This is a genomic window from Flavihumibacter sp. ZG627 (assembly GCF_000814325.1).
Classification (GTDB): domain Bacteria; phylum Bacteroidota; class Bacteroidia; order Chitinophagales; family Chitinophagaceae; genus Flavihumibacter.
Genome location: NZ_JPHF01000010.1, coordinates 11792 through 36651 on the forward strand (window position 1 = coordinate 11792; position 24860 = coordinate 36651).

Genomic DNA, 24860 nt, shown 5'->3' on the forward strand with positions numbered 1-24860 from the left:
AATTTATGATACCGTAAAGGCAAGCACCAGGTGTTCAAAGATCTTTGCTTGAATGTTGAGATCAACCGGTGCTTCCTTTTCAAAACTGAAAGGCAGGTGCATCCATTCGCTGGCGGTATAATGAAGCGGTCCGGCGAGTTTGATATGCTCGCGGAAATCAACTTTTCCATTACCATACCATTTGAATACTGCTTCTTTGGCGCTCCAGAGAGTGGTAACCAGTTCTAACTGCAGGCGGTCGAACAATTCCCATTCACGGAGGAAGTCCTGCTCTTTTTCTGTCAGGAACTTATGCGAGATCCTTTCAATGCGGGGTGTTACCAGTTCGATATCTATCCCCACTCTTTTTTCACTGCTGGCCGCGGCCGCCGCGAAATTGCCGCAATGGGAGATGGAGAAATGGTATTTTTCTCCCGGCAGATAGGGCTTGCGGGTATCGGCGACCATGATCTCGGAAAGCGGGAAATCATTGAACAATTCCAGCAGCAGGTAGCGGCCGGCCAGGTGCTGCAGGCGTTTATAGGGATGGGTAACATCTTTTTTCAGCGGAACGCGCTCCAGGAAAAATTCTTCAGGTTCTTCAATGCGCCAAATAGCCAGCCGGGTGGAATGGTTGATATTATGTTGATAAAATAAGGCCAAGGTTGCGATTTTGAAGGTAACATTGCAGGACCCGTTTCAAAGGGCACTGATCATCAAATATAAAATAAGCGAAGCACATGATTCTGTCGGACACCCGTATTCTGGAAGAATTTGAAAAAGGAACCATTAAGATCGAACCCTACCAGCGTGAATGCCTTGGAAGCAACTCCTATGATGTACATCTGGGCAAATGGCTTGCCACTTATAAGGAGCATATCCTCGATGCCAAAAAACATAACCAGATCGAATATTTTGAGATACCTGAAGATGGGTTTGTATTATACCCGCATATCTTTTACCTGGGGGTAACGAAAGAGTATACTGAAACGCATGCGCATGTGCCTTTCCTGGAAGGGAAATCATCTACCGGCCGGCTGGGTATCGACATACATGCTACCGCGGGTAAGGGAGATGTTGGTTTCTGCGGGCACTGGACCCTCGAAATTTCGGTTAAGCAACCGGTGAAGGTTTATAAGGGGATGCCGATCGGGCAGTTAATTTATTTCCCTGTGGATGGTGAAATTGAGGTGAAGTACAACCAGAAGAAAAATGCGAAGTATAGTGGGCAGCCAGACAAGCCTATTGAGAGTATGATGTGGAAGAATGCGTTTTGAAGGAGTATACCTATTATTACCTTTTATTGAGGTAAATTTGTTTAGGTAACACCGAGCTTTCCAAAACATAATAATATAATCACTTTAAACCCACAATACATAAAAGATACTGCCGGCAAAAAATTAGTAGTCCTGCCTGCAAAGCAGTTTGATGCACTCATGGAAGAACTGGAAGAGTTGGAAGACATTAAACGCTATGATGCTGCTAAAAAAAGAAAACAGGAGTTTACTGATGCTGATACTGCCTTTAAAAAAATTGAAGCAAAAAGGAAAAAGAATGTATAAGCTCAGGATTGAAAAAACTGTTCAGAAGGCATTAGAAAAAATAAATGAACCATATTATTCGAAAATAAAAGCTGCAATTCTTAGTCTTGCAAAAAATCCCAGACCTGTAGGCTATAAAAAATTACAAGGGAGGGATGGATTTCGTATTACTCACCATTGACATAATTAGCCTCGGACACAGAAAAGATATCTACGAATAAACAAAGAAGCCGCCTCAAATGAGACGGCTTCTTCATTTATTCTTTCATCTACACCATCACCTTATTTAGGATCAAGTGCATTGTCAATGATAAATACCAGGTTCATCCTGTGTGCTTTTGTCTGCTCATTTGTACTGATAGCACCGGCAAGCATGGACTTGACTTTCTTCAGGGTTAACAGCGCGGCTGCCTTTGAGGAATTATCATAACCAGCTTTTGCATCAACTATTGCTGCAGCACCTTTTACAAATTCTGTCTGCAGGTTCTGGCGATAAAGATTCACATTTCCTTTCAGGTCTTCACTGAAAATTCCTTTTGCCAGGTCGCCCATTACATCAGCAACACTATAGGTATTTCCATAGAGTGAGCTGTTGTTGATACGCGCCAGGGTATTGGGATGAAGGATATGTCCCAATGAAGGCATCTGTACCTGCTGTGCAACATTCTGTGCTTTGAAATCTTCGCCAACACCAAAGAAAGAGAATCCACGACGCTGCGCTTGCAGGTAAGGGAATAACTGTGCATCGGCCTGGAATGCATTTGGAGAATAGAGATACTTCGTAAGCAAAGCCATCGCCTTCTTCTGGTACTCAACAGGAACTACCGTGAAAGGATTGCTCTTGCTTTTTTGTCCGGGATAACTTCTATCTACATACACACCTCCAATATAACGGCTAACCGCATTCGCCATTTGTGAACGCTGTCCCTGTAACATCAGGTAACGGGTACGGAGTTCATTCCAGCTCTGGTCAGGACGTGCAAAGCGTGATTTCAGTTTGGGGATCATGGTGTTCACCAACCTGAACCTGTCCTCTGCATATGCAATCATGTCATTACTGTTATCATTCACCATTACCCTTGGGTCGATACCACCTGAGCCACGCATATCATCGGCATCATTACCGAAGGCGAGCTGAGGATCGGTACTGCGGCTAAGGATAGCCGCGAGAGCGCTCTCTTCTTCAGTAGCAGAGAATGGCTTATAACCATATTCGATAGCCCATATATCATATGGACCAGCTTTTGTTGTATAGTAATCACCCTGCCTGGCACGGTTGCTGTTAACGTTGATAGAGGGATAGTCCATCACGGAACCCAGCGAACCGATCTTTGATGTGATCTCCTTGTCGTGGAGCTGCTCCGGACTCAACATCTGGCTTGCCTTCATGTTGTGGTTGAGTCCAAGTGTATGACCCATTTCATGCATGATCAGGTAATAGAGAAACTGCTTGTGCATCTCACTGATCTCACCTGCTGCTTTTCCATTAGCAGGTGCATCATCAAGAATTTCAACTGCTGCAAGTCCGGTCTGGAATTGAATGGCGAGTTCATTTGCCATTGCACAGGTTGCAAGGTGCTTATGACCAAAACCATTTGTTACCGGAGGCTTAACTGCTTCAGCAGGATTATCCCATGGCATTGTAACTGCTGCAGATGATAATCCGCCGTTGAACAGCTCATCAAAATTTGGCGTACCGGCGCCACTCCTCCACTCTACCGTGATATCAGAACCGAGGATCTGTCCGGTGCGTGGATTAAAGAAGCTTGGTCCGATGGCTCCATAAGGGGGATTGGCACTGCTCACCCAGCGGATAACATTATAGCGGATATCAGCAGGATCCCAATCAGCATCATCGGGCATGATCTTCATCACAACAGCATTGCGGAAACCGGCTTTCTCAAAAGCTTCATTCCACTTCTCTCCTGCTTCTTTGATGGTTTGCCTGAATTCAACTGGCGTTGTATTCTCGATCCACCAAACGATCGGTTCAACGGGCTCGCTGATGGCAGCAGATGGATCTTTCTTTACAAGATGCCAGCGGCTGATAAAATCTTTGAAGGGAGTAAAGGAAAGTGATGTAAGGTCATCAACCTGTCCGCCGAAATATCCAACCCTTGGATCATCTCTTCTGGCGCGGTAATCATTTTCGGGCATAGCCAGGAATGAGTGCTGCATTTTCACACGAACAAAACGCGCGTCGGTGATATCTTTTCCACCGCGGTTCATTGGGTTTGGATTGTCGTATGCCAGTTCCACCAATACATCTGTATTATTAGGGAAGCTGCGCACCATACTATATTTAGATTTGGCGGGGTTCAGGTTTCCGAGGTTGAATACAGCGCCCGGGGGAAGAGTTGGCGGCATGGTAGGTTTAACCTGGTCGAGTTTATCGCCCAGCAACAAACCATCAACTGAAATAAGGTAACCGAGACTGTCTTCCACGGTGAATTTCTCCGCGAAGAAAACCGCATCGCTTACATCCACATTGGCAGCTTTGCTAACGGCATTGTTTTTATCGTAATAGAAATTGGTATTGAGCTGCATGAACTCCAGCTTATCGTAGGCCTTCTGCACTTTGAAGGGGAAGGTCTCGCGAAGCATGTTCTGGTGAAGGAATAATGCTGTTGGTCCGCCCATGGAAAAGCTCTGGTAGATATATTCTTTTCCGAGCTGGTCTTTTCTCAGGTACATCTGCACGCTGCCGGTAACGGTATCCTGGTAGAGGGTGAACATCCCGTCGATCTTCTTGCTTGACTTCACTTTGTCTTTAATAGAAGCCTTGGCGGGAGCGGCCGGGGCGGCCTTTTTAGCTGTGTCCGCGGCAACAGGCGCGGGCTGTTTTTGCTTTCTGTTCTTCTTTTGCGCCATGGCTCCTGTGGCCAGTGCAAGGGCGAACATCAGCAGAATGCTGTTTTTTCTCATACAAGTTAAAATTGTCCGCCAATATGCTGAAAATCCTGTGTACAGAGGCAAACTTTATTTGAGTGGTAAATTATAAACCTTCAATCCCATATTTTCTCATATAGGCGATCACCAGGGCTACAACCTGGTTGTAACTCATGAGTCCGTGGGGCTGATTATTAGCCACTAAAAACTGGGCATAGAGGCTGCGCACGGCGGGTTCCAGGAGACCAACATGGCGGCGGTTAAAGTCGCGCAGGAACTTGAGATCGGCCTTCACGCCCGGCGAGATCCTTTCCTGAAGCACCCGGCTTCTTACCGAGTCGCGCAGGTAGAGATCGCGGATAGCATAGAGGTAGAGATCGAAATAGGCAGAGTACCTGAAAGCCGCGCTCTCACTGTGTTTGGCGGTGAGGAAGCCGGCCATATTTGCTTCGTTCTCTTTGGCATAGCCAAGCTGGTGGCCAATTTCATGGCAGGTGGTGAAGGGCTGAACAAAAACCGGAACGGTGGTATTCACCTGTGCTTCGCCGGTAAAGGGATTATAATAACCCGTGAAGCCAAGATAGTTGCCGATATAACTATAGAGGGATGGTTTAACTGATTGTCCGCCGTAGCGCAGGTAAGGCGTATTCCGCGAGGGCACCTGGTAGGCGTTGAAAGCCCTGGTGAAGAGGGTACGTTTATGGTGGAGGGGATTTCTTTCTTCCACGGAAGCGGCATGCAGACTGTTCATGCGGGTGATAAGTGTCACCACAAGGGTATCGAGTTCATAGGTGCGGTAGCGGGTAACCTGGAGCTGGGATTGCTGGGCAATGCCGAGGCGGTTATAATTCAATCCCCAGAACAGGTTAAAGATGATATAGATCCAGAGCCAGAGGGTCATGAAGCGAACGCCGTTGCGCAGCAGCCATGCATTGGTAACGGTTTTGCGAACAAAGGCGCGGATCAGCTTATAGAGGGCTATCCCCATAAAAATAACCGCCACGGCATAAACCAGGTCGCCGAAACTGAAAGGCATCCATCCAAACAGCCAGCGCAATACACGAGAGATGATGGGATAAGCGCCGGTGGAATAATATTTCTCCACCGCTTTGGGAAAAAGGGAAAACAGCTTGATCAAAAAGGCAATTCCTACCAGTGAGAACAATCCTATGTAACGGTATCTTTGATTCATTGGCCCGACGAGTTGAATGTAAAACTAACGGCAATAAAAGAATGTTCGGGCCAATTACCAAATACTAACAGTTGTTTGTTTGTAGAAACAGATCTGCTTATTTTGCATCCTTATACTTGCTTACATGAATATAGAAAAGAACCGCAATGAAGATTCGATGAAACTTAGCCTGGCAGAAATGAAGCAGCGGCTGGAAAAGATCTATGAGGGGGGCGGAAAGAAAGCCATTGCCAGGCAGCATGAGCGCGAAAAACTAACTGCCAGGGAGCGCATTGAATTTCTGGTGGATGATATGGCAAGCTTTATTGAGCTGGGAGCCTTCGCCGGTTATGAGCAGTATGAAGAACAGGGCGGATGCCCGGCTGGTGGAACTGTTGCGGGCATCGGCTATGTAAGTGGAAGGCAGTGTGTGATACTGGCCAACGACCAGACCGTTAAGGCGGGGGCCTGGTTTCCCATCACCGGAAAGAAAAATTTAAGGCTGCAGGAGATCGCCATGGAGAACCATCTGCCGGTAATTTACCTGGTTGATAGTGCCGGTGTATTTCTGCCTATGCAGGATGAGATCTTCCCCGACAAAGAACATTTTGGCCGTGTGTTCCGCAACAATGCAAGGATGAGTGCCATGGGTATCACGCAGATCGCTGCGGTTATGGGTGCCTGTGTGGCGGGAGGAGCCTACCTCCCCATTATGAGCGATGAAACGCTGATGGTGGAAGGCAAGGGCTCGATATTTCTTGCCGGTCCATACCTGGTGAAAGCTGCCGTAGGTGAAGATGTTGATGCAGAAACCCTTGGCGGTGCTGTTACGCATAATGCTATCAGTGGTATCGCCGATTATAAATTTGATACAGAGCAGGATTGTCTCAGGCAGGTGAAGCGAATTGTGAGCAGGCTGGGACATAAACCCACAGCGGGTTTCGACCGCATCGCTACAGTTGCTCCAAGTCGAGATCCGAAAGATATCTATACCATTTTCCCCGAGGGCAATACCAGGCCCTATGATATGAAGGAGATCATTGAATGCATAGTTGATGGCTCCACGTTTGATGAGTTCAAAGCTGATTATGGTAAGACTATCGTTTGCGGTTATGCGCGTATTGAGGGATGGGCTGTTGGTATTGTAGCCAACCAGCGTCTTGTCTTAAAAACCAAGAAGGGCGAGATGCAGATGGGTGGTGTTATCTATAACGACAGTGCCGACAAGGCCGCGCGTTTCATTCTCAACTGCAACCAGAAAAGAATACCGCTGGTTTTTTTACAGGATGTAACCGGCTTTATGGTTGGCTCGAGAAGTGAGCATTCAGGTATTATTAAAGATGGAGCAAAAATGGTGAATGCCGTTGCCAATTCTGTTGTTCCGAAGATCACTATTGTACTCGGCAACTCTTATGGCGCGGGTAATTACGCCATGTGTGGAAAGGCCTATGACCCGCGATTCATTTATGCATGGCCTAGTGCGCGTATTGCAGTGATGGGCGGTGACCAGGCTGCCAAAACACTTTTGCAGATACAGGTTGCTGCGATGAAAGCCAAGGGACAGGAAGTAGCGCCGGAAGACGAGCAGCGACTACTCAATGAGATCAAGGGCAGCTATGAAAAGCAAACCAGTCCATATTATGCTGCATCACGTCTTTGGGTAGACGAAATAATAGATCCGCTGCAAACGCGGCGGGTGATTGCGGAAGGGATACATGCGGCGAATCATAACCCGGTGGTGGGGAATATGAGTGTGGGGGTGTTTCAGGTGTAGTGGAGGGATGGAGGGATGGAGGGATGGAAAAAGTCTTTTAATTTGCAGGATGAAAGAAGGCTTAGTTATATACACGGATGGGGCTAGCAGGGGAAATCCGGGAAGAGGTGGATATGGAACTATACTGAAATGGGGAAGCAGGGAGAAAGAACTCTCGGGTGGATTTCGCAAAACAACCAATAACCGCATGGAGCTGATGGCGGTGATTGCGGGATTGGAAGCACTAACAAAGACAGGATTAAAAATCACTATATACAGCGATAGCCAGTATGTTGTAAAAGCTGTTGAACAAGGCTGGCTGAAGAACTGGATCGCCACCGGATTTAAGGGTGGCAAAAAGAACCGCGACCTCTGGGAACATTATTACCGCCTCGCCATGCAGCACCAGATAAAGTTTGTTTGGGTGAAAGGACATGCTGACAATCCCTACAATAACCGATGTGATATTCTTGCCACGGCGGCAGCCGACGGGCCAGGATTAGAAGTGGATGAGGTGTATGAGTCAGAAAATCCCTGACCTTAGCGTATATATATGCTCCAGAATACCATCTCCTATTTCCGGCATAGACCCAGCATCAGCATCGGGTTCCTTTTTGCAATAGCCAGTATATTATTAGGGATATGGGTGGCCGCTATTCCGCAGATCAAAACAAGATTAAATCTAACCGACGCAACACTGGGACTATCATTGCTGTTAGCACCCGTGGGTGCCTTAACCGGCGTGGCCATTTCTTCTTCGGTGTTTCGCAGGATCGCAGTTGGTAAATGGCTGGTGATCGGGCACCTGCTATATTGTGTTGCCTTCATTGCCCAGGTAACAGCTAACAGTGCGGTGATGTTGTGGATAGCGCTTTATGCAACCGGACTCATCGGCTTTCTGAATGGCGTTTCCACCAACGCAGTTGTTGACCTGCTGGAGAAAAAACATAGCAGGCATATCATGAGTACGTCTCACGGAATGTATAGTTTGGGAGGAGGCTTCAGTGCCGGCCTGGCGGCATTCTTTTACAGCATGCAGATGACAGCCTATCAGCAGATACTATTGGTAGCAGCGGCACTGATGGTAAGCATATTGCTGATGCGTAACCACTACCTCTCCTACCGGCAGATCATTGAATCGGACCAGGGCTTCCGGCTTCCGACGGGTAGTGTACTGGGACTCGCATTTATTTGCTTCGTCACTTTTATGGGCGAAGGCTGTGTGGCCGACTGGAGTGCTATTTATCTTAAGGAATCATTGGAAGGAAGCAAGGCCATCGCAGGATTGGGATTTGCAGGCTTCTCCATTGCCATGGCCATTGGCAGGTTCAATGGTGATAACTGGATACCGAGGGTGGGGAGTAAACGGATAACCATTGCCGGTAGTATCATTGCAGGTATAGGATTTCTGCTGACCATTGCATTTAAGTCGATACCCGTTGCTATAACAGGATTTACATTAATAGGGCTTGGATTCTCCTGCATTGTGCCGGTGCTTTTCAGCGCGGCGACCAGGGTACCGGGAGTAAGCGCTGTAACGGGTATCTCGGCAGTAGCCAGTGGTGGGCTGATAGGATTTCTTGCTGGTCCGTCGATGATAGGACTGGTAGCAGAACAATACAGTGTTGCCTCCGGACTAAGCATACTATTCTTCCTTACACTGGCCGCGGCTTTTGCAGCATGGAAGAACAGATATCTCTTTAATAAAAACACTGCCATCCCAGCAACCAATTATCCCGACCAGTTACTCTGATCATTTCAATCTAAAACAATAGCCGATGATCCATACTGTTGCCCTCTTCCCTGTATTGGACAAGCTACTTATAGAATGCCTGCGATCCTGCGCTGAAGAAGACTGGAAGCGGTTTACGCTGGCGAGGAAGTGGACCGTGAAAGATGTGGCGGCGCACTTACTTGATGGAAATATACGGACCATTTCCATGCTGAGAGATGGGCATTTTGGTGAGCCGCCTGCGGGTATCAATAGTTATAGTGACCTGGTGAATTATCTCAACAATTTAAATGCAGACTGGGTTGCAGCTTACAAGCGTGTGAGTACTGCGTTGCTGATAGAACAGTTGGAAAAAACAGGTCCGGAATACTGGGCCTGCATGGCATCGCTTGATCCAATGGCTGAAGCGATCTTTACGGTGAGTTGGGCAGGTGAAACAAGATCACTGAACTGGTTTCATGTTGCGAGGGAGTACACAGAAAAATGGCATCACCAGCAGCAGATCAGAACTGCACTTGGCATGCCGGAACCACTGATGGTGCCCGAATTATTCGATCCATTTATCAGCACATTATTAATGGGAATGCCCCATGCATTAAGAAACAGCAAAGCTGGGGAAGGTTCTCTTTTAAAGATGGAGATAATTTCGGCTAGTCTGCTCCGTTGGAATTGGAAAAAAACAGTTGAGGGCTGGAAACTAATTGAAGAGTATGAAGCTGGTGATGATAGAAATACTATTGCTGGTGTTAGCGAAAAGGAAACCAATGATGCAGGCAGGATTGCTACTGCCAGCATCCGCATACCAGCAGAACTCGCGTGGCAATTATTTACAAGGGCAATCAATCCCCTCGAAGCAATGGAGCGGGTAGAGATAGACGGTAGTAAGGAACTCGCGAGAGAGGCATTGGGTATGGTAGCGGTTATGGCATAAGATTATTTTACTATATTATACAAAAAACCAGCACTATGAAGTCAGCCTTTATCCCAACAATTATTGCGCTCACTATTCTGAGCTCCTGTGCAAAGACGCAGGAAAAAACAGATACTGCAACATTAGATCCCATTCAAATGGCTAAGGCAGGAGGAGGTGGCAGCGGAGGCATCGTAACCTATTTAACAGGTGATGCAGCCGACGTTCAAACAACTACCACGGGAGGATTATTGCTGATGGGTGGAAGCACAGATGTAGATGCTGCCATCCAGTGGATGATAGGCAAAAGCGGCGGCGGAGATGTTGTGGTGATAAGGTCTTCCGGTGCGGATGGGTATAACAGTTATATGTTTGGATTGGGTACCGTCAATTCAGTTGAAACGATAATGCTTGACAGCAGAACAAAAGCCATGGATGCCGGGGTAGCGCAGAAGATAAGAAATGCAGAAATGCTTTTCATTGCTGGTGGTGACCAGTGGAATTATGTAAGCTATTGGAAGGATACTCCAACGGAAGATGCTATCAACTATCTCATCAATACCAAGAAGGTTCCGGTGGGTGGTACCAGTGCGGGATTGGCAATTCTTGGCAGCAGTTATTATAGTGCATCTACCGGCTCGGTAACATCGGTGCAGGCATTGGGTGATCCCTACCATCGGTATAACACACTTGGTCATGCGGATTTTATACAGGCACCTATTCTGGCGAATACCATTACAGATTCACATTATTCTCAGCGCACCCGCATGGGCAGGCAGATAAGCTGGCTTGCACGCATGATGAAAGACAGGGCTATGCCAACTGTAAGAGGAATAGGTGTAGATGAGCAAACTGCAGTAGCCATTGAAGCAAATGGAATAGCAAAAGTATTCGGAACCAATTCGGCCTATTTCCTCTGGAACGCATCTACAGGGCCTGAAACCTGCGTAGCAAAAACTCCCCTTACCTGGAATCGTAATCAATCGGCTGTGTCAGGTTATAGAATTGCGGGATCAGCAAACGGCAATGGAAGTTTTGATCTGAATAACTGGACAATCTTTTCGGGCGGCAATACGCTTACGCATTATGTTGAGAACGGAACTTTGCTTCCATAAAATTTGGACAGGTTTAAGTATAAAAAAAGATCCCGCATTTAGTGCGGGATCTTTTTTTATGATTGGTCGGTAAAATAATATTAAGCGAGACTTGCTTTGGATTGTTTGCTTACAAAATAATATCCCCCAAAAAGTACCAGGCTGAAAACAGCAGTAGCGGCAAGGCTACCGGTGTAGAATGGAAGTGCATCGGTATAGCAATGTATGAGTCCGCCGAAAGTTTTGGGACGGTTAAAACCACCGCCTGAGATCCATACAAGGAAGTTAGAAACAAGGAAATAAACTGTTGGTGCAGCGAGTGATGCGGCGGCAACATTGATAACATTCACCTTGCGGATCATGAATCCGATAAGTGTGAGTCCCATGAAGAGAATATAATTTGTGATCTGTCCTTCGTAGAATCCGGAGATATCAGATAGTCCATTTCTGTACAATACTTCATAGAGGGCATCACTCAGGAACATGGAGAATATGGGTAATGCGAATGCCCATTTCCTGTCTTTAAGCATAGCGCCGCCAAACAATGCCATGGCAATATGGGGAGCAAAACCAAGGGGACGGGAAGGGATGATACGGTATAGAGCCGCTACAATAATCAGCAAAACGAGTGAAATGATTATAGATCTGTTCAGTTTCATAATGAGTGAAGATAGATGGCAAAAATAAAATAAAAGAGGGCTCGGGCCATTAAAGTTTTTCAGGGCCCTCAGGATGGTACCGTGGCGCGGTATAAAACCGCTCCTGTTGGGGATTCCAGCCTTATCCGGGCCTCTGCCGTTAGCAGCAGGCTACCCCCTTTATCCACAATTATGGGGTTCTGGCTTCCCGCGTTTTCTTCCTCTGCTACCAGCTTACCCTCCAAAACAATCAGTATATCGGTGGTTGGGGTGTAAAGGCTCTTGCTGCTATCCTTCTCAATAAGGAGCTGGCTGAGTTCAAAATCGGCAGCAGGGCTGAAGAACTTCTTCTCGAAACCATTCAGCGTTGTGCCCACTATCACTTTCGGCTCCACTGCATGAAAAGAAACATGCTTCAATAACTCGGGAACATCAATATGTTTGGGTGTGAGTCCGCCTCTTAAAACATTATCCGAATTGGCCATGATCTCTACATTCTGTCCCTCCAGATAGGCATGCAGAATTCCAGCATCCTGGAAGATGGCCTCCCCTTTCTGCAGAAATACCAGGTTCAGCAGGTAAACAGAAAATATTCCGCGATCGATATCCTCCCCGTTTTTAAAGGTGAGGGCTGCCCGTGCAGCCCAGAAATCGGGGGCGGACTTTTGAAGCTTTCCTGCTTCGTAAACCGGAACTATCCTCTCCAACAATGGACCAAGCCTGCGATTCACTTCCTCCTGCGACATCTCCATTACCTCTTTATACAATTCTTTATAGTCGCCATCCCCAAAAACCTCCAGCAGGAATTGCAACTCAGGAATGGAGTCGAGCATTTTATGCATGGATTGCACCGGCCTGAAACCATGCAATAGCCAGAAATCACCCAGCGCCACCATCAGCTCGGGCTTGTGGTTATCGTCCTTATAATTCCTGTTGGAAGCAGTAGGCTGTATGCCTGCCGCATTCTCTGCAGCAAATCCTTTGACGGCCATCTCCTTTGAGGGATGCACCTGTATGCTGAGCATGTCTTTTACATCGAGGATCTTCAGCAGGTAGGGCAATGTTCCAAAGGTGTTTTTCACCTTTTCTCCCAGCACAGCAGGATCATTAGCAATAAGCTCTGCCAATGATCCATCATTTTTTATCAGGGATGGAGCCTGTGAATGTGCGCCCAGCCAGTATTCCGCGAAAGGTTCGCCCTTCGGGTTGTCAATTCCCAGCAATTCAGGCAGGTAGGTGAAACCACCCCATTGATAGTGCTGAACTTTCCCTTCCAGCACAAATACTTTATTTTGATTTTTCATATGCGGGTCGAAAATACTGCAAATCATTAAACTATGCGGATTCACCTCGATACTGGCCGGAGTGGTGAAAAGCTCGCAGCCGAATGGCTTTCACAAAGAGGCTATACCATCCTGGCCTGCAACTGGAAATATGGCCGTAAAGAAATTGATATCATTGCTTCCCTTGATAATATCCTGCATTTCATTGAAGTCAAAACAAGAAGGGGCCATGGCTTTGGTATGCCGGAAGAACAGGTGACAAGAAAAAAACTAAAGAATATAAAGACAGCCGCGGAGGCTTATCTCGAAACCTTTCCTCAATGGCGAAGGGTGCAGTTTGATATTGTCAGCATCATCTATGCACCGGGGGGACATAATATTCAGCTGCTGGAAGATATTTCCTGATAGATGCGGATAAAAGGGAGCGCTATTCTTTTAAACGGGAATAACTGCTTTCATTTTTTCGACCATTCTGTGTGTGGCGGGACAATACTGTATATTCTGTTTATGCACATGCACATAGTCCACATATTTTTTTTTTGAAAGATGGGGAAAGCCGGCACAATCGGCTGGTCTCACTTCATATATGTTGCACATATTAGTCTGGAGGTTCAGGAACTGGCAGGGCTGTTTGCGATTCATCCAGTCGTTGTCTTTTTTCTCGAGGTAGAGCCATTTATCTTTAAAAGCCGCTTCCGTCATTCCGAGGTGAGCGGAGATGCGTGTGATATCTTTTTTATTGAAGGTGGGGCTCATGGTCTTACAGCAGTTGGCGCAGGTAAGGCAATCGATTTCTTCCCAAACTTCTTTTTCGAGTATGGGTGTGATCTGGTCTAATCCCCTGGGTCTTTTTGCTTCCAGTTTAGTAAGGAAGCGACGAAATTTACTCTTCGTGGTAAGCAGTTGTTTTTTAAACTTCCTGAGGTTAACGGCACGGGTATTAATTGCTGCGATCATGCTCTCCATACTGATTTTAAGAAAGCGCAATATAAAGGTTTCAATGCGTTAAATTGCTTTCCAAAAGAATCGGAGAAGAAAATGTGGGCACCCTATAAAAAAGGATTTAAGGCATGGCTGAGGCTGGAGAAATCATTATCAGACCATTCCGTGGAAGCCTACCTCCATGATCTGGAAAAGCTCACGCAATATTTACAGTTACAGGGGTGGATGTACAATCCGGATCAATTGCAGATGGAGCACCTGCAGCAGTTCATCCGGTGGGTAGGTGAACTGGGTATGACGCAGGCATCGCAGGCAAGGATATTATCGGGCATCAGAAGTTTTTATAAGTACTGCCTGGTGGAGCAGATCAGCAGAGAAGATCCGACGGTTTTGCTGGAGAGTCCAAAGTTGAAAAGGATGTTACCCGACACCCTTAGTTTTGAGGAGATAGAGATGCTTATAGGAGCTATCGACAGGAGCAAGCCTGAGGGCGAACGCAACAAGGCGATACTGGAGACCATGTATAGCTGCGGACTTCGGGTGAGCGAGGTAGTTGGACTGAAAATTTCCTGTCTTTTTTTAGAAAGTGGTTTTATACGGGTAACGGGAAAAGGTGATAAAGAAAGACTTGTACCAATTGGTGATAATGCCGTTCAGCAGATAGGGATATACCGTGAACACACGAGAAGATTTATGACCATCAAGCCCGGTAAGGAGGATATATTATTTCTTAACCGGCGGGGAGACCAGCTAACGAGGGTGATGATCTTCCTGATGATCAAAGATCTGGCGAAGGTGGCGGGCATTACCAAGACCGTTTCGCCGCATACATTCCGGCATTCTTTTGCCACCCATTTGGTGGAGGGAGGTGCCGACCTGAGAGCGGTTCAGGAAATGCTGGGTCATGAAAGCATTACCACCACTGAGATCTACACCCATCTTGACCGTGAGTTCCTGAGAAAGACCCTGCACGATTTCCATCCTTCCTTCCGCCGTTAGTAATTTCCCAGAACCTGAAATCCAACTTCATAAACAATTAAGCTTATTAGCTGTTATCTTTATCACCTCAAAATTAACCAATATGAAAAAAGCGATTTTAGCCTTCACACTTGCCTTCTGCACTTTGCAGGCGGTTGAAGCGCAGCAACTTCGTACGCCGGCCCCTAGTCCGGCAACTACTATCAAACAGGAGTTTGCCCTTTCTAATGTAGAAGTGAATTATTCTCGCCCGGCTGTGCGTGGCCGTAAGATCTTCGGCGACCTGGTTCCATTTGGAAAAGTATGGCGCACCGGAGCAAATGCTGCCACCACCATCACATTCGGTGAAGATGTTACTGTTGGCGATAAGGCGGTACCAGCAGGTAAATACGGATTGCTTACAATACCCGGACAATCAGAGTGGACCATCATCATCTCCAAGCAAACTGATGTTACCAGTCCGGCCGATTACAAGCAAGACCAGGATGTAGCCCGCATCACTGCAAAGGCCGAGACATTGCCTTTTAATGTTGAGAACTTTATGATCGTTTTCGATAACGTGAAAGCATCTTCTATGGACCTCGAGATCATCTGGGCGAATGTTGGCGTAGCCGTTCCCGTTAAGGCCAATATTGAAGAGAAGATCATGAGCCAGATCGATAACCTGATGAACAAGGATAACCGTCCATATTTTGGTGCAGCGATGTACTATATGGAAAATGGTAAGGATCTTAACAAGGCAGTGGGTTGGCTCGACAAAGCCATTGAGCAGAATCCGAATGCATTCTGGATCTACCACCAGAAAGCCAATGCCCTTGCAAAACTGGGTAAGAAGCAGGAAGCGATCGCTACAGCAAATAAGTCAATTGAACTGGCAAAGAAAGCAAAGAACGATGACTATGTTGCATTGAATGAGAAATTGCTTGCAACACTTAAATAATCAGATCCCGACCAAAAGGATTGATCTAAACAATAATCCGGCACCAAATGATTGCCGGATTTTTTTTTGTTTCACTCAACTGAGTTTTTCAAAACTAAGCCTACAGCCTATTCAGCTGATATAGGGCCGGAAGTCAGCGGGATTATATGCCGATAATATTTTATACTGTTGACCTCTTTCGTGATCCGATCGTTGCATTGATCAGTAAAGCCAGGAGAATCAGCACCATCGCTCCTACTACATTGAGCCAGAGGAAGGCGATATCCGATTTCCAGAAGAGGAGGATGATGATGGTTTCCGTGATGACGGCACTCCAGAAGGTTGCATCGCCACCTACCTTCTTAAAAAAGAATGCCACCAGGAATATACCGAGTATTACACCATAGAAAAGTGATCCCAGCACATTCACCGCTTCTATGAGGCTTCCCATATCGGTTGCGAACTGTGCTACGAATATGCAGAATACTCCCCATGCCAGCGTATACCATTTTGATATCTTGTATTCCTGTAATTCTGTGCGAGGGGTTCCCGCATATTGTTTATGGATATCGCACATGGTGCTGGAGGCGAGTGAATTTAGTGCGGCGGCGATACTTCCCCAGGCGGCAAGAAATATAACGGCAATGAGTAGTCCCACTAACCCTACAGGCATATGGTCCACCACAAATCGCAGGAATATATAGTTGGTATCATTAGTATCAGCAAGCGGCATGGCTTGTTTCAGGGCCAGTTTATACTCTGCCCTTGTGCCATTCACAAGTGCCTGGTTGGCCTGCATCGAATCAATGATCAGCTGGTTCTCCGGTGCTTTGGCAAATGCGTTTACAAGCCGTGATTGCGTTGCTGACTGTTCTTTAAAGGTGGACTCAATGGCCTTCAGTTGTTGATTAGCTGCACTATCCACTACATTTCCTGCCACTGCCTTATTAAAGAAAACGGGAGCCGGATTGAATTGGTAAAAGGTGAATACAAGGGCACCGATCAGCAGGATTGCGAACTGCATGGGCACTTTCACGATGCCGTTCATGAGTAGTCCAACCCTGCTCTCAGAGAGGCTTTTGGCGGTGAGGTATCGTCCCACCTGGCTTTGGTCGGTGCCGAAATAAGAAAGCTGAAGGAAGAATCCCCCGATTATACCATTCCAGATATTATAGCGATCGGTCCAGGCAAAGCCATTTTCATTGACGCCGCTGGTGATCACATTCAGCCTTCCCAGTTTACCACTCACTTTCAGTGAATCAATAAAACCGATACCGTCGGGAAGGAGATGCACCATCATATATGCGGCAATGAACATTCCGGTGAAGATGATGATCAGTTGGAGCTGCTGCGTATAAGCAACAGCTTTAGCTCCTCCACTAACGGTATAGATGATGAGGAGACCACCCATAAAAATATTGGTCCAGTAAATATTCCATCCCATCAATGATGATAATATAATGGCCGGGGCATAAATACTGATGCCGGTTGATAGTCCACGGCTTATAAGGAAGAGAAAAGAAGTGAATGTTCTTGTTTTTTTATCGAAGCGCTTCTCCAGGAATTCATAGGCGGTAAATACTTTGAGCTTATGAAATATTGGGACAAAGAAAATGGAGATGATGATCATTGCGAGCGGCAATCCGAAATAATACTGCACGAATCGCATGCCGTCGGTGAAAGCTTGTCCGGGTGCTGAAAGAAAGGTAATTGCACTCGCCTGTGTACCCATAATACTCAAAAGCACCAGGTACCATGGCATGCTTCTGTTACTCAGAAAATAGCCATCGAGATCTTTACTGGTTTTGCTCCGGTATAATCCATAGGAGATGATACCTATGAGAGTTGCTATCAGCACTATCCAGTCGATATAACTCATGAGAAGTATTGGGTAAAAAAATGAAAGCCTATGATCAGCAATAGCAGGAATACCAGTACAAAAATGTACCAGTGAGTCCAGGTTTTAAAGAGAGGCACTTTATCTTCTGACATGGCTAAGATCTTTTTCTGCCGGAAACGAGTCCGGCTGTTAATAATCCGATCGCCAATCCTATAATGAGTCCGATATGCACCCGTTTAATGAAGGCTCCGATCACTAATCCGAGTATCACACAAATGATGATCCCCATATCTCTGCGGGTATTATTATTGGCTGCCATTTAGAATCCTTTCTTTTGATTGAGTGCCACCAGGTTTGCCAGTAAGCGGTAAGCTCCGGGCACACCTGCAGGCAACTGCCTGAAAAATACCAATCCGGTATATACAAAATTACCTTTTCCATATCTGGCCATGATCAGGCTTCCTGAATCAGGCTTTTCACCCGGGTCACTGATACTAAAGATAGTCTCGTATCGCTTATCCCAATTGGAAGCATGGTAAATGCTCCGTTCCTGTACCCAGCCTTCAAAATCTTTATCCGTGATCTTATTCGGGAACTCCATAACCTGGTGTGAAGGTTGTTCAAATTTGATTACCGCCTTCTCATCGGTGATACGTGTTCTGGAAATATCAAAGGGATAAGGACCGATCTTGGCCTTTACGGGCCCCAGCTGGTTGGAGGTATTATACTGCACAATGAGGTTACCGCCATTATTGATATATGCCATCAGCTTATCATAATGGTTATTGAGTGATTCTCGAACATTGTATGCACGCACGCCGGTAATGATGGCATCATAACGGCTCAGGTCAGCCGAAGCCAGTGATGCCTCATCGAGGATGTCAACAAGAAAGCCCATTTGTTTCAAAGCATCCATTACCCCATCTCCCGATCCGGGTATATATCCTATTCTTTTCCCAACCGTTTTTATCTCTTCATTGATCACACGAACACTGGTTGGGAAAAAATAATGGATGGTGGGGATATGATCGTATTCAATAATTTTCATGGCATTATTGAAGCCGGTCTTTTTGCCTTTGCCCCTGATCTCAAGCCAGGGATAAACCAGGTTAGGCTTTTGATCACCTATAAGAGAATCGAGTGGGAAGGTTATTGATTGCATGGTATTCTTTACCAGCGGCAATTTGATCGGCATATTCTTTTCGCGCAGTGATTTTCCATTCTGCATTTCAAACCGAATATTTGATTCTGCCGTGTCACTCTGCGAATAACTCTTATAGGAGAGTTGTACATATTGTGGATAACGGGGCTGCAGATTACTCAGCACCACTGCGGGTTGAACGCCGGCAACCACTTGCGGCACGGTGAAAACCGGCTGGTATATTTCACCCTTTACCGGGTCAGTGAATTTATAGAGAAGGGGGTATTTCGTAGTCAGGTTTACGGCACCAACGCTAAAATTAACTGATATATCGTTGGCGATATTCTGGGGCTCACCTATCAGCAGGTTAGTCTTAACATTGAAGCTGCCGGTATCCATCTGCTCGCGTAACCAGTAGGGCTGGTCGCTCATGAAATCATATTTGACATACTGGTTGAAACTGGTACTGATCAACTGGTTATTGCTGGCTGATGGTGCAAGTGTAAATGAGGAGTCAAAAACTGATACACCGATCTTTTGAGCAGGGATGGCACTCCTGTTGATAAAGTTCAGCGTTATTCTAATGGAGTCTCCTGTTACAGCAACCTGCTGGTTGGTAACTGCTTCAAAATAGATTCCCATGCAGGCCTGGATGAGGGCATCGATCTCTTTCACCTTAACAGACTTCCAGTATTCGTCGTTAGCCTTTTGCTTAATTAAAATGCGCAGGTCAATCAGGGAATTAACACTTTGGGAAGGATCCAGTGGTTTAAAATTATTGACAATGGCATCGATCCTGTTGTTTACTTCAGGTAAACCAATCCTGTTCCAGTCGAGGATAACACCATCGGCGAGGTCAGACTGAAGAACTGCTCCATCGGTGTGGGAGAAATATTCAAAGAGTGGACCGCGTTGGCGGGGAACACCAAATCCCTGGCTCTTGTGCTGGCTTCTGCTCTCTGCCGCCAGTTCACCATATCCTTTTCCAAGGAGCGGATTAAAGCTGCCTACATCCTGTTTGAACTGGTCTTCGCGCTGTGTATTGGTATTACCGAAATTGTAGGTATTCCATAGTATTCTCTTCGCCTGCCAGGGTTTGTGAAACTGTAACTGCTCCGGAAATCTTTTTGGATCAGCAGCCGCCTTGAAAGCTTCAATAGCCAGCACTGCAGAAGCCGAATGATGTCCATGCCCTGCCCTGTCGTCGGGTGGAAAACGGGTGATAATGACATCGGGTCTGAATTTCCGGATCACCCAAACAACATCGCTCAGTATTTTTTCTTTCTTCCATACCCGCAATGCTTCGTCAGTAGATTTTGAAAATCCGAAATCGTAGGCACTGGTAAAGAATTGTTCGGCGCCATCAATACGACGTGCTGCCAGTAATTCCTGTGTTCTTACCAGGCCGAGTGATACACCCTGCTCAGTTCCTATGAGGTTTTGCCCCCCATCCCCTCTTGTTATGGAGAGGTACCCGGTACGGAATTTTCTTTCTTTAGCAAGCCACGCAAGGAGACGGGTATTCTCATCATCCGGATGTGCTGCCACATAGAGTACTGAGCCCAGCACTTTAAGTTTCTGCATTGACAGGAGTATGTCTGCTGCCGTGGGAATCTGCGGAGTCTGGGCATTCAATCCATTTACTGCTGCTATGAATAACAGCAGGGGGAGTATCCTTTTGATCATGATTTCTTATCGTGTATTTAGTTACTGACCAACCAGGAATACGGCATTGCAAAGCAGCAGTTTACCATTTTCCCAGAAGCTCCTGAATATGGGGTTATCAGCAAGATAAACAACCTGTCCCCTTCCCATATCCTGTGCACCTATCAATAAGCCATCCTTTAACTTTTCTTTCAGAACACTGCCGGTGAATCCGCTTACATAATTGTCTTTCTTGATAACCCCCACATTCCATCCGTCTTCTTTTATATACTCATAGATATTGCCGTCCTGCTTTAATGTGTAATAAAAATCAGGATAGCCAAAGCCCAGTGGATGTGTATGGTCGAGTTCAACTTTGAATATTGATCCGGGCATGCTGTTTTTCAGATCGTCGCGCTCGCGGTTTTCATATTTACGCAGGAGACTGTAATCTGCTTTTTTATCGTGATCTTTTTTATCGTCCTCATCTTCTTTCAGCTTTATACCCCAGTCTGTTTTTGCCATTTGTGCTACAGCATTCTCGAGAGCGATGATCTTTCCACCCCTTCTTACCCAGGCTTTAAGTTCCTCATTGGTTTCTTTTTTGCTGAAGAAATCATACATACCATCGGGGAGGATAAGCACATTATACTTATTCATTCCTTCGCGTATGAAATCATTGGCGCTGGTTAGCGTAACAGGATATTCCAGTTGCTGATCAAAGAAATGCCAGAGTTCACCCATGGCCAGGGAAGAAATATTTTCACCATATAACATGGCCACCTTGGGTGCATTGATTATACGAACGCGATCAGATCCAAAATCATAGCCTTTGTCAACAAATCCGGATGCAACAGGAAATATTTTTGTACCGGTATTCTTAGCAGCTGCCTCCAGTACCTGCCTTACAGGCTTTCCTGTATTTGCTGCCTGGGTTACCAGCAGGGTACCTTTTTCAAACTGTTCCGTCCCAATATGGAATGGTTGTTCGGCATAGCGAACCCTGATCCCTTTCTGCAATACTTCTGACAGCAGGCGCGCGCTGTTGAGTCCATCCCATTTAACCGCATAAGCATACGCGTTATCGGTGAAAGTGGCTGCCGTGTTTTCTGTTGCTGTTTTATTTACCGCAGTAATATAATTGGCGACACCATATGTTTTCAATCCATACGCAAAAGGTACCGACCATGCAGTGATATCATAGGTGGCGGAATCGCTTAATTTGGATGTTCTTTCAAACAACACTTTTATAAAATTGCCTTTGGGCTGGTTAACGTTGATAACGATATCCCCTTTTTCTGCCTTGAATGATTCTGATTTACCAGTGAGATAATTCAATCCGCTGAGGTTTCCGCCGTTGGCCCATGACCAGTCTATCTGGTTACGATCGAGAAGCTCTTTCAATCTTGTGATGCGGTCTGTTCCATCATTCTTTATCACCCATGATTTGAATTCGCCGATGGGATTATTGATGGCATTATTGAAATAGCTGCGGAACTCTTTCACCACGCGGGCTGCATTCTGCGAGGTTATTTCTACCGTGCTCATACCCGTTGTATGATGATGGAGGGCCCTGTCAACAAGTGTTAGGGTATCGCCGTCTTCATTTATTATTCCAAGTCCGGCCCTGATTCCCCCCTGCTCATAGGTCATACCGATCGATCCGCTATAGGTGGGATAGGTATCACCGTAAGAAGGATAAAAAAGGTCGAATCTTTCTCTTGTAAAATACAGCCAGCCATTCTTATCAAAATACTTCGCGTGGTTTCTGCCGATCATGGTCTGGAATTCGCGCTGCCATTTACTAATGACCTCATGAAACGGTTCGGCTGCCGGTGCGAAATAGTAGGGTTCATTTATACCCTGCTCATGAAAATCAACATGAACGTGGGGAAGCCATTCATTGTATTTCTTAATGCGGTGGCGGCTTTCTACCTGGCTTTGCCATGCCCAGTCGCGGTTCAGGTCAAAATTATAATGGTTGCTCCTGCCGCCGGGCCATGGCTCGCGGTGTTCTCTTGCGATGGGTTGCGGGTTCACATTTTTTCCCAGCACGCTGGTATACCAGTTAACATAACGGTCGCGCCCATCCGGATTCAGGCAGGGGTCGATGAGAACAACAGTATTCTTCAGCCATTCTTTTGATTGTGCATTTGCAGGATTGAGTAATTCATAGATGGTCATCATGGAAGCTTCGGAGGAGGAAGTTTCATTACCATGTACATTATAACTCAGCCAAACAATGGCCGGACCATTTTCATTTGCAGCCATCCTGTCGCGCGCTGCATTGGCAAGCCTCAGGTTATTCATCCGTACCTGCTCAATGTTTGCAATATTTTCGGCTGATCCTACTGTGGCGAGCAACAATGGCCGGCCTTCGGTAGATTCACCATATTGTTCCAGCTTAACCTGTGCGGGCATTTCTTTTGCCACATGCTGGTAATACTGTACAATACGATAGTGCGGGGTATAGCGGGTACCAATTTTATAGCCCAGGAATTGGTCGGGCGATTGTAACTGCGCCATGGCCACGGCGCTTCCCACTGCGGCGGCCATCATCAGGATGATCCTTTTCATATTGCGTTCAAACATATTAATTGTAAAAAGAGTTGTGAAGCTAAGGAATTTCATTTGACGGGTAAACTGATGCGGCTATTTAAACAACAGGTGAAAAGAATCATTATTTTTAGCCCATAATAAGGTGCATGAAATATTTTCTTCCGGTTATTTATGGACTGTTACTGGTTAATGTGGTTGTGGCCCAGGAGTTGGATCCCTATAACTATTCAATACAAAAAACATTCAGGGGCAGGAATGGAGCAGTGGTATCGGCACATCCGCTTGCCAGTAAAGTGGGCGTGATGATCCTGAAGAAAGGTGGCAATGCCATTGATGCCGCTATTGCAACAAAGCTTGCCCTGGCGGTTGTTTATCCGGCTGCGGGCAATATTGGCGGGGGTGGTTTCATGGTAGCACACCTGAATGATGGAAGGAATATCACCCTTGATTTCAGGGAGAAAGCTCCGGGCAGGGCCCATCGTGATATGTACCTCGATTCTGCAGGCAATGCTGACCTTGATAAAAGTCAGTATGGTCATCTGGCGGCAGGCGTTCCCGGTTCGGTTGCCGGATTGTTTACTGCGCATACATATGCCCGCCTGCCCTTCCGTGATCTGATCGCGCCAGCAATTGAACTGGCGGAGAAAGGATATTCCATAACTGAAGAAGAAGCAGAGGGACTTAACAGTGAGCGGGAAAACTTCCTTAAATACAATACCACTACAACTGTTTTCACGAAAAATAATCCCTGGAAGGCCGGTGATACACTGGTGCAGAAAGATCTTGCCAATACACTGAGACGTATAAGTAAGCGTGGGATGAAAGGATTTTACGCCGGCAAAACAGCTAAGCTGCTGGTGGCAGAAATGAAAAGAGGTGGCGGAATTATCAGCCGCAAAGACCTCAGAGATTATAAGGCGGTGAGCAGGAATCCGTCAGCGTTTAAATACAAAGGATATGATGTGGTAACGATGCCGCTTCCATCTAGTGGTGGGGTATTATTACCCATGATGCTGAAGATGACCGAACAGTTTCCGATTGCTGAATATGGATTCCATTCGTTAAAGGCGGTACAACTGATGACGGAGATCGAAAGGCTTGCCTATGCCGACCGTGCATTTTATTTAGGAGATGAGGATTATTATAAAGTGCCGGTGGCAAAATTAACCAGCGATGCCTATATAAAGGAGAGATTGCGTTTATACAAGCCTGATACTGCGGGCAATAGCAAGGCTATCAGGGAAGGATCAGTAGAAAAGGAAAGTGAAGAAACAACTCACCTCAGCATTGTTGACAATACAGGAAATGCTGTGTCAATAACCACTACACTAAATGGTGGATATGGCGCCTGTACTGTTGTTGGCGGAGCTGGTTTTCTCTTGAACAATGAGATGGATGATTTTAGTGTAAAGCCGGGAGTACCAAATATGTTCGGTGCCATTGGCGGTGAGGCCAATGCGATTGTGCCCGGCAAACGCATGCTAAGTTCAATGACACCTACTATTGTGCTTAAAAACGGTAAGCCCCATATTGTAGCGGGAACTCCGGGAGGTACTACCATCACAACATCGGTTTATCAGACACTGGTGAATATGATCGATTTCAATATGAGTACATTCGATGCAGTTAACAAACCTAAATTTCATATGCAGTGGTTGCCCGATATCCTTTTCCTGGAAAAAGATTTTCCATTGGAGGTCAGTGCAGCCCTTGAAAAAATGGGATATGAAATCAAGCGAAGGGGACAAATCGGAAGAACTGAAGTGATAAAAATATTAGATGACGGAACTATAGAAGCTGTAGGTGACAGGCGGGGTGATGATGCAGCGGAAGGATTCTAAATAATC

The 24860-nt window shown here is 46.3% G+C and carries 22 protein-coding genes; 12 read left to right on the forward strand and 10 right to left on the reverse strand.

From position 1 onward, the window contains the following. Positions 1-3: 3 nt before the first annotated feature. The gene (locus tag HY58_RS15775; RefSeq protein ID WP_039134214.1) at positions 4-642 is read right to left on the reverse strand and encodes a 4'-phosphopantetheinyl transferase superfamily protein; all 639 of its coding nucleotides are present in this window, start codon (positions 640-642) and stop codon (positions 4-6) included. A 77-nt stretch (positions 643-719) separates the two neighbouring features. On the opposite strand from HY58_RS15775, the gene dcd reads away from it, so the two are divergent. From dcd to HY58_RS15790, 3 genes are all read left to right on the forward strand, one after another. Next, on the forward strand, positions 720-1256 hold the full coding sequence (gene dcd / locus HY58_RS15780; RefSeq protein ID WP_039134217.1) for a dCTP deaminase: 537 nt from the start codon (positions 720-722) through the stop codon (positions 1254-1256). A gap of 159 nt (positions 1257-1415) precedes the next feature. After that, positions 1416-1541 carry a hypothetical protein gene (locus HY58_RS19925; RefSeq protein ID WP_256381592.1) on the forward strand — a complete coding sequence of 42 codons (126 nt, stop codon included), beginning with the start codon at positions 1416-1418 and terminating at the stop codon, positions 1539-1541. Further along, the gene (locus tag HY58_RS15790) at positions 1534-1701 is read left to right on the forward strand and encodes a type II toxin-antitoxin system RelE/ParE family toxin (protein ID WP_216593821.1); all 168 of its coding nucleotides are present in this window, start codon (positions 1534-1536) and stop codon (positions 1699-1701) included. The genes HY58_RS19925 and HY58_RS15790 overlap by 8 nt, the downstream gene beginning before the upstream one ends. 101 nt (positions 1702-1802) lie before the next feature. Here the strand turns inward: HY58_RS15790 and HY58_RS15795 are convergent, their stop codons facing one another. Both HY58_RS15795 and HY58_RS15800 read right to left on the reverse strand, forming a co-directional pair. After that, complete coding sequence (locus tag HY58_RS15795; protein ID WP_039134223.1) at positions 1803-4445, reverse strand: zinc-dependent metalloprotease; 2643 nt, start codon at positions 4443-4445, stop codon at positions 1803-1805. A 70-nt stretch (positions 4446-4515) separates the two neighbouring features. Then, positions 4516-5601 carry a DUF3810 domain-containing protein gene (locus HY58_RS15800; protein WP_052324211.1) on the reverse strand — a complete coding sequence of 362 codons (1086 nt, stop codon included), beginning with the start codon at positions 5599-5601 and terminating at the stop codon, positions 4516-4518. 124 nt (positions 5602-5725) lie between these two features. Between HY58_RS15800 and HY58_RS15805 the strand changes: the two genes are divergently transcribed. Genes HY58_RS15805 through HY58_RS15825 form a run of 5 tightly spaced genes read left to right on the forward strand, consistent with a single transcriptional unit; the run spans position 5726 to position 11090 of the window. After that, the gene (locus HY58_RS15805) at positions 5726-7354 is read left to right on the forward strand and encodes an acyl-CoA carboxylase subunit beta (RefSeq protein ID WP_039134226.1); all 1629 of its coding nucleotides are present in this window, start codon (positions 5726-5728) and stop codon (positions 7352-7354) included. Between the two features lie 49 nt (positions 7355-7403). Continuing rightward, the gene (gene rnhA / locus HY58_RS15810; protein WP_039134229.1) at positions 7404-7871 is read left to right on the forward strand and encodes a ribonuclease HI; all 468 of its coding nucleotides are present in this window, start codon (positions 7404-7406) and stop codon (positions 7869-7871) included. Positions 7872-7886: 15 nt separating this feature from the next. Further along, positions 7887-9086 carry an MFS transporter gene (locus HY58_RS15815; protein WP_039134232.1) on the forward strand — a complete coding sequence of 400 codons (1200 nt, stop codon included), beginning with the start codon at positions 7887-7889 and terminating at the stop codon, positions 9084-9086. Positions 9087-9111: 25 nt separating this feature from the next. Then, positions 9112-9996 (forward strand): maleylpyruvate isomerase N-terminal domain-containing protein, encoded by an 885-nt coding sequence (locus tag HY58_RS15820; RefSeq protein ID WP_039134236.1) that lies wholly within the window; start codon positions 9112-9114, stop codon positions 9994-9996. A gap of 35 nt (positions 9997-10031) precedes the next feature. Beyond that, a complete protein-coding gene (locus tag HY58_RS15825; protein ID WP_039134238.1) occupies positions 10032-11090 on the forward strand; it encodes a cyanophycinase in 1059 nt (352 codons plus the stop codon). A gap of 80 nt (positions 11091-11170) precedes the next feature. Here HY58_RS15825 and HY58_RS15830 read toward each other — a convergent pair whose 3' ends face one another. Both HY58_RS15830 and manA read right to left on the reverse strand, forming a co-directional pair. After that, positions 11171-11728 (reverse strand): DUF6580 family putative transport protein, encoded by a 558-nt coding sequence (locus tag HY58_RS15830; protein WP_039134241.1) that lies wholly within the window; start codon positions 11726-11728, stop codon positions 11171-11173. 68 nt (positions 11729-11796) lie between these two features. Beyond that, complete coding sequence (manA, locus tag HY58_RS15835) at positions 11797-13011, reverse strand: mannose-6-phosphate isomerase, class I (RefSeq protein ID WP_039134249.1); 1215 nt, start codon at positions 13009-13011, stop codon at positions 11797-11799. A 33-nt stretch (positions 13012-13044) separates the two neighbouring features. Between manA and HY58_RS15840 the strand changes: the two genes are divergently transcribed. After that, positions 13045-13395: a YraN family protein gene (locus tag HY58_RS15840; protein WP_039134251.1), complete on the forward strand. Its 351-nt coding sequence runs from the start codon at positions 13045-13047 to the stop codon at positions 13393-13395. A 30-nt stretch (positions 13396-13425) separates the two neighbouring features. On the opposite strand, the gene HY58_RS15845 is transcribed toward HY58_RS15840, so the two are convergent. Next, positions 13426-13977: a YkgJ family cysteine cluster protein gene (locus HY58_RS15845; RefSeq protein ID WP_156123724.1), complete on the reverse strand. Its 552-nt coding sequence runs from the start codon at positions 13975-13977 to the stop codon at positions 13426-13428. Positions 13978-14028: 51 nt separating this feature from the next. Here HY58_RS15845 and xerD point away from each other — a divergent pair, with 51 nt between their 5' ends. Both xerD and HY58_RS15855 read left to right on the forward strand, forming a co-directional pair. After that, entirely contained in the window at positions 14029-14931 is a 903-nt protein-coding gene (gene xerD, locus HY58_RS15850) for a site-specific tyrosine recombinase XerD (RefSeq protein ID WP_039134253.1), read from the forward strand. Positions 14932-15013: 82 nt separating this feature from the next. Next, the gene (locus tag HY58_RS15855; RefSeq protein ID WP_039134256.1) at positions 15014-15850 is read left to right on the forward strand and encodes a DUF2911 domain-containing protein; all 837 of its coding nucleotides are present in this window, start codon (positions 15014-15016) and stop codon (positions 15848-15850) included. A 160-nt stretch (positions 15851-16010) separates the two neighbouring features. Here HY58_RS15855 and HY58_RS15860 read toward each other — a convergent pair whose 3' ends face one another. From HY58_RS15860 to HY58_RS15870, 4 genes are all read right to left on the reverse strand, one after another. Continuing rightward, positions 16011-17708, reverse strand: a complete 1698-nt coding sequence (locus HY58_RS15860; protein ID WP_039134258.1) for a sodium:solute symporter — start codon at positions 17706-17708, stop codon at positions 16011-16013. A 115-nt stretch (positions 17709-17823) separates the two neighbouring features. After that, positions 17824-17988 (reverse strand): hypothetical protein, encoded by a 165-nt coding sequence (locus HY58_RS19645; protein WP_172644672.1) that lies wholly within the window; start codon positions 17986-17988, stop codon positions 17824-17826. Continuing rightward, positions 17989-20496 (reverse strand): PIG-L family deacetylase, encoded by a 2508-nt coding sequence (locus tag HY58_RS15865; protein WP_039134261.1) that lies wholly within the window; start codon positions 20494-20496, stop codon positions 17989-17991. 21 nt (positions 20497-20517) lie between these two features. Next, positions 20518-23031, reverse strand: coding sequence for a M14 metallopeptidase family protein (locus tag HY58_RS15870; RefSeq protein ID WP_039134483.1), 2514 nt, complete (start codon positions 23029-23031; stop codon positions 20518-20520). Positions 23032-23159: 128 nt separating this feature from the next. Between HY58_RS15870 and ggt the strand changes: the two genes are divergently transcribed. Beyond that, positions 23160-24854, forward strand: a complete 1695-nt coding sequence (gene ggt / locus HY58_RS15875) for a gamma-glutamyltransferase (protein ID WP_039134264.1) — start codon at positions 23160-23162, stop codon at positions 24852-24854. The last annotated feature ends 6 nt before the right edge of the window (positions 24855-24860 follow it).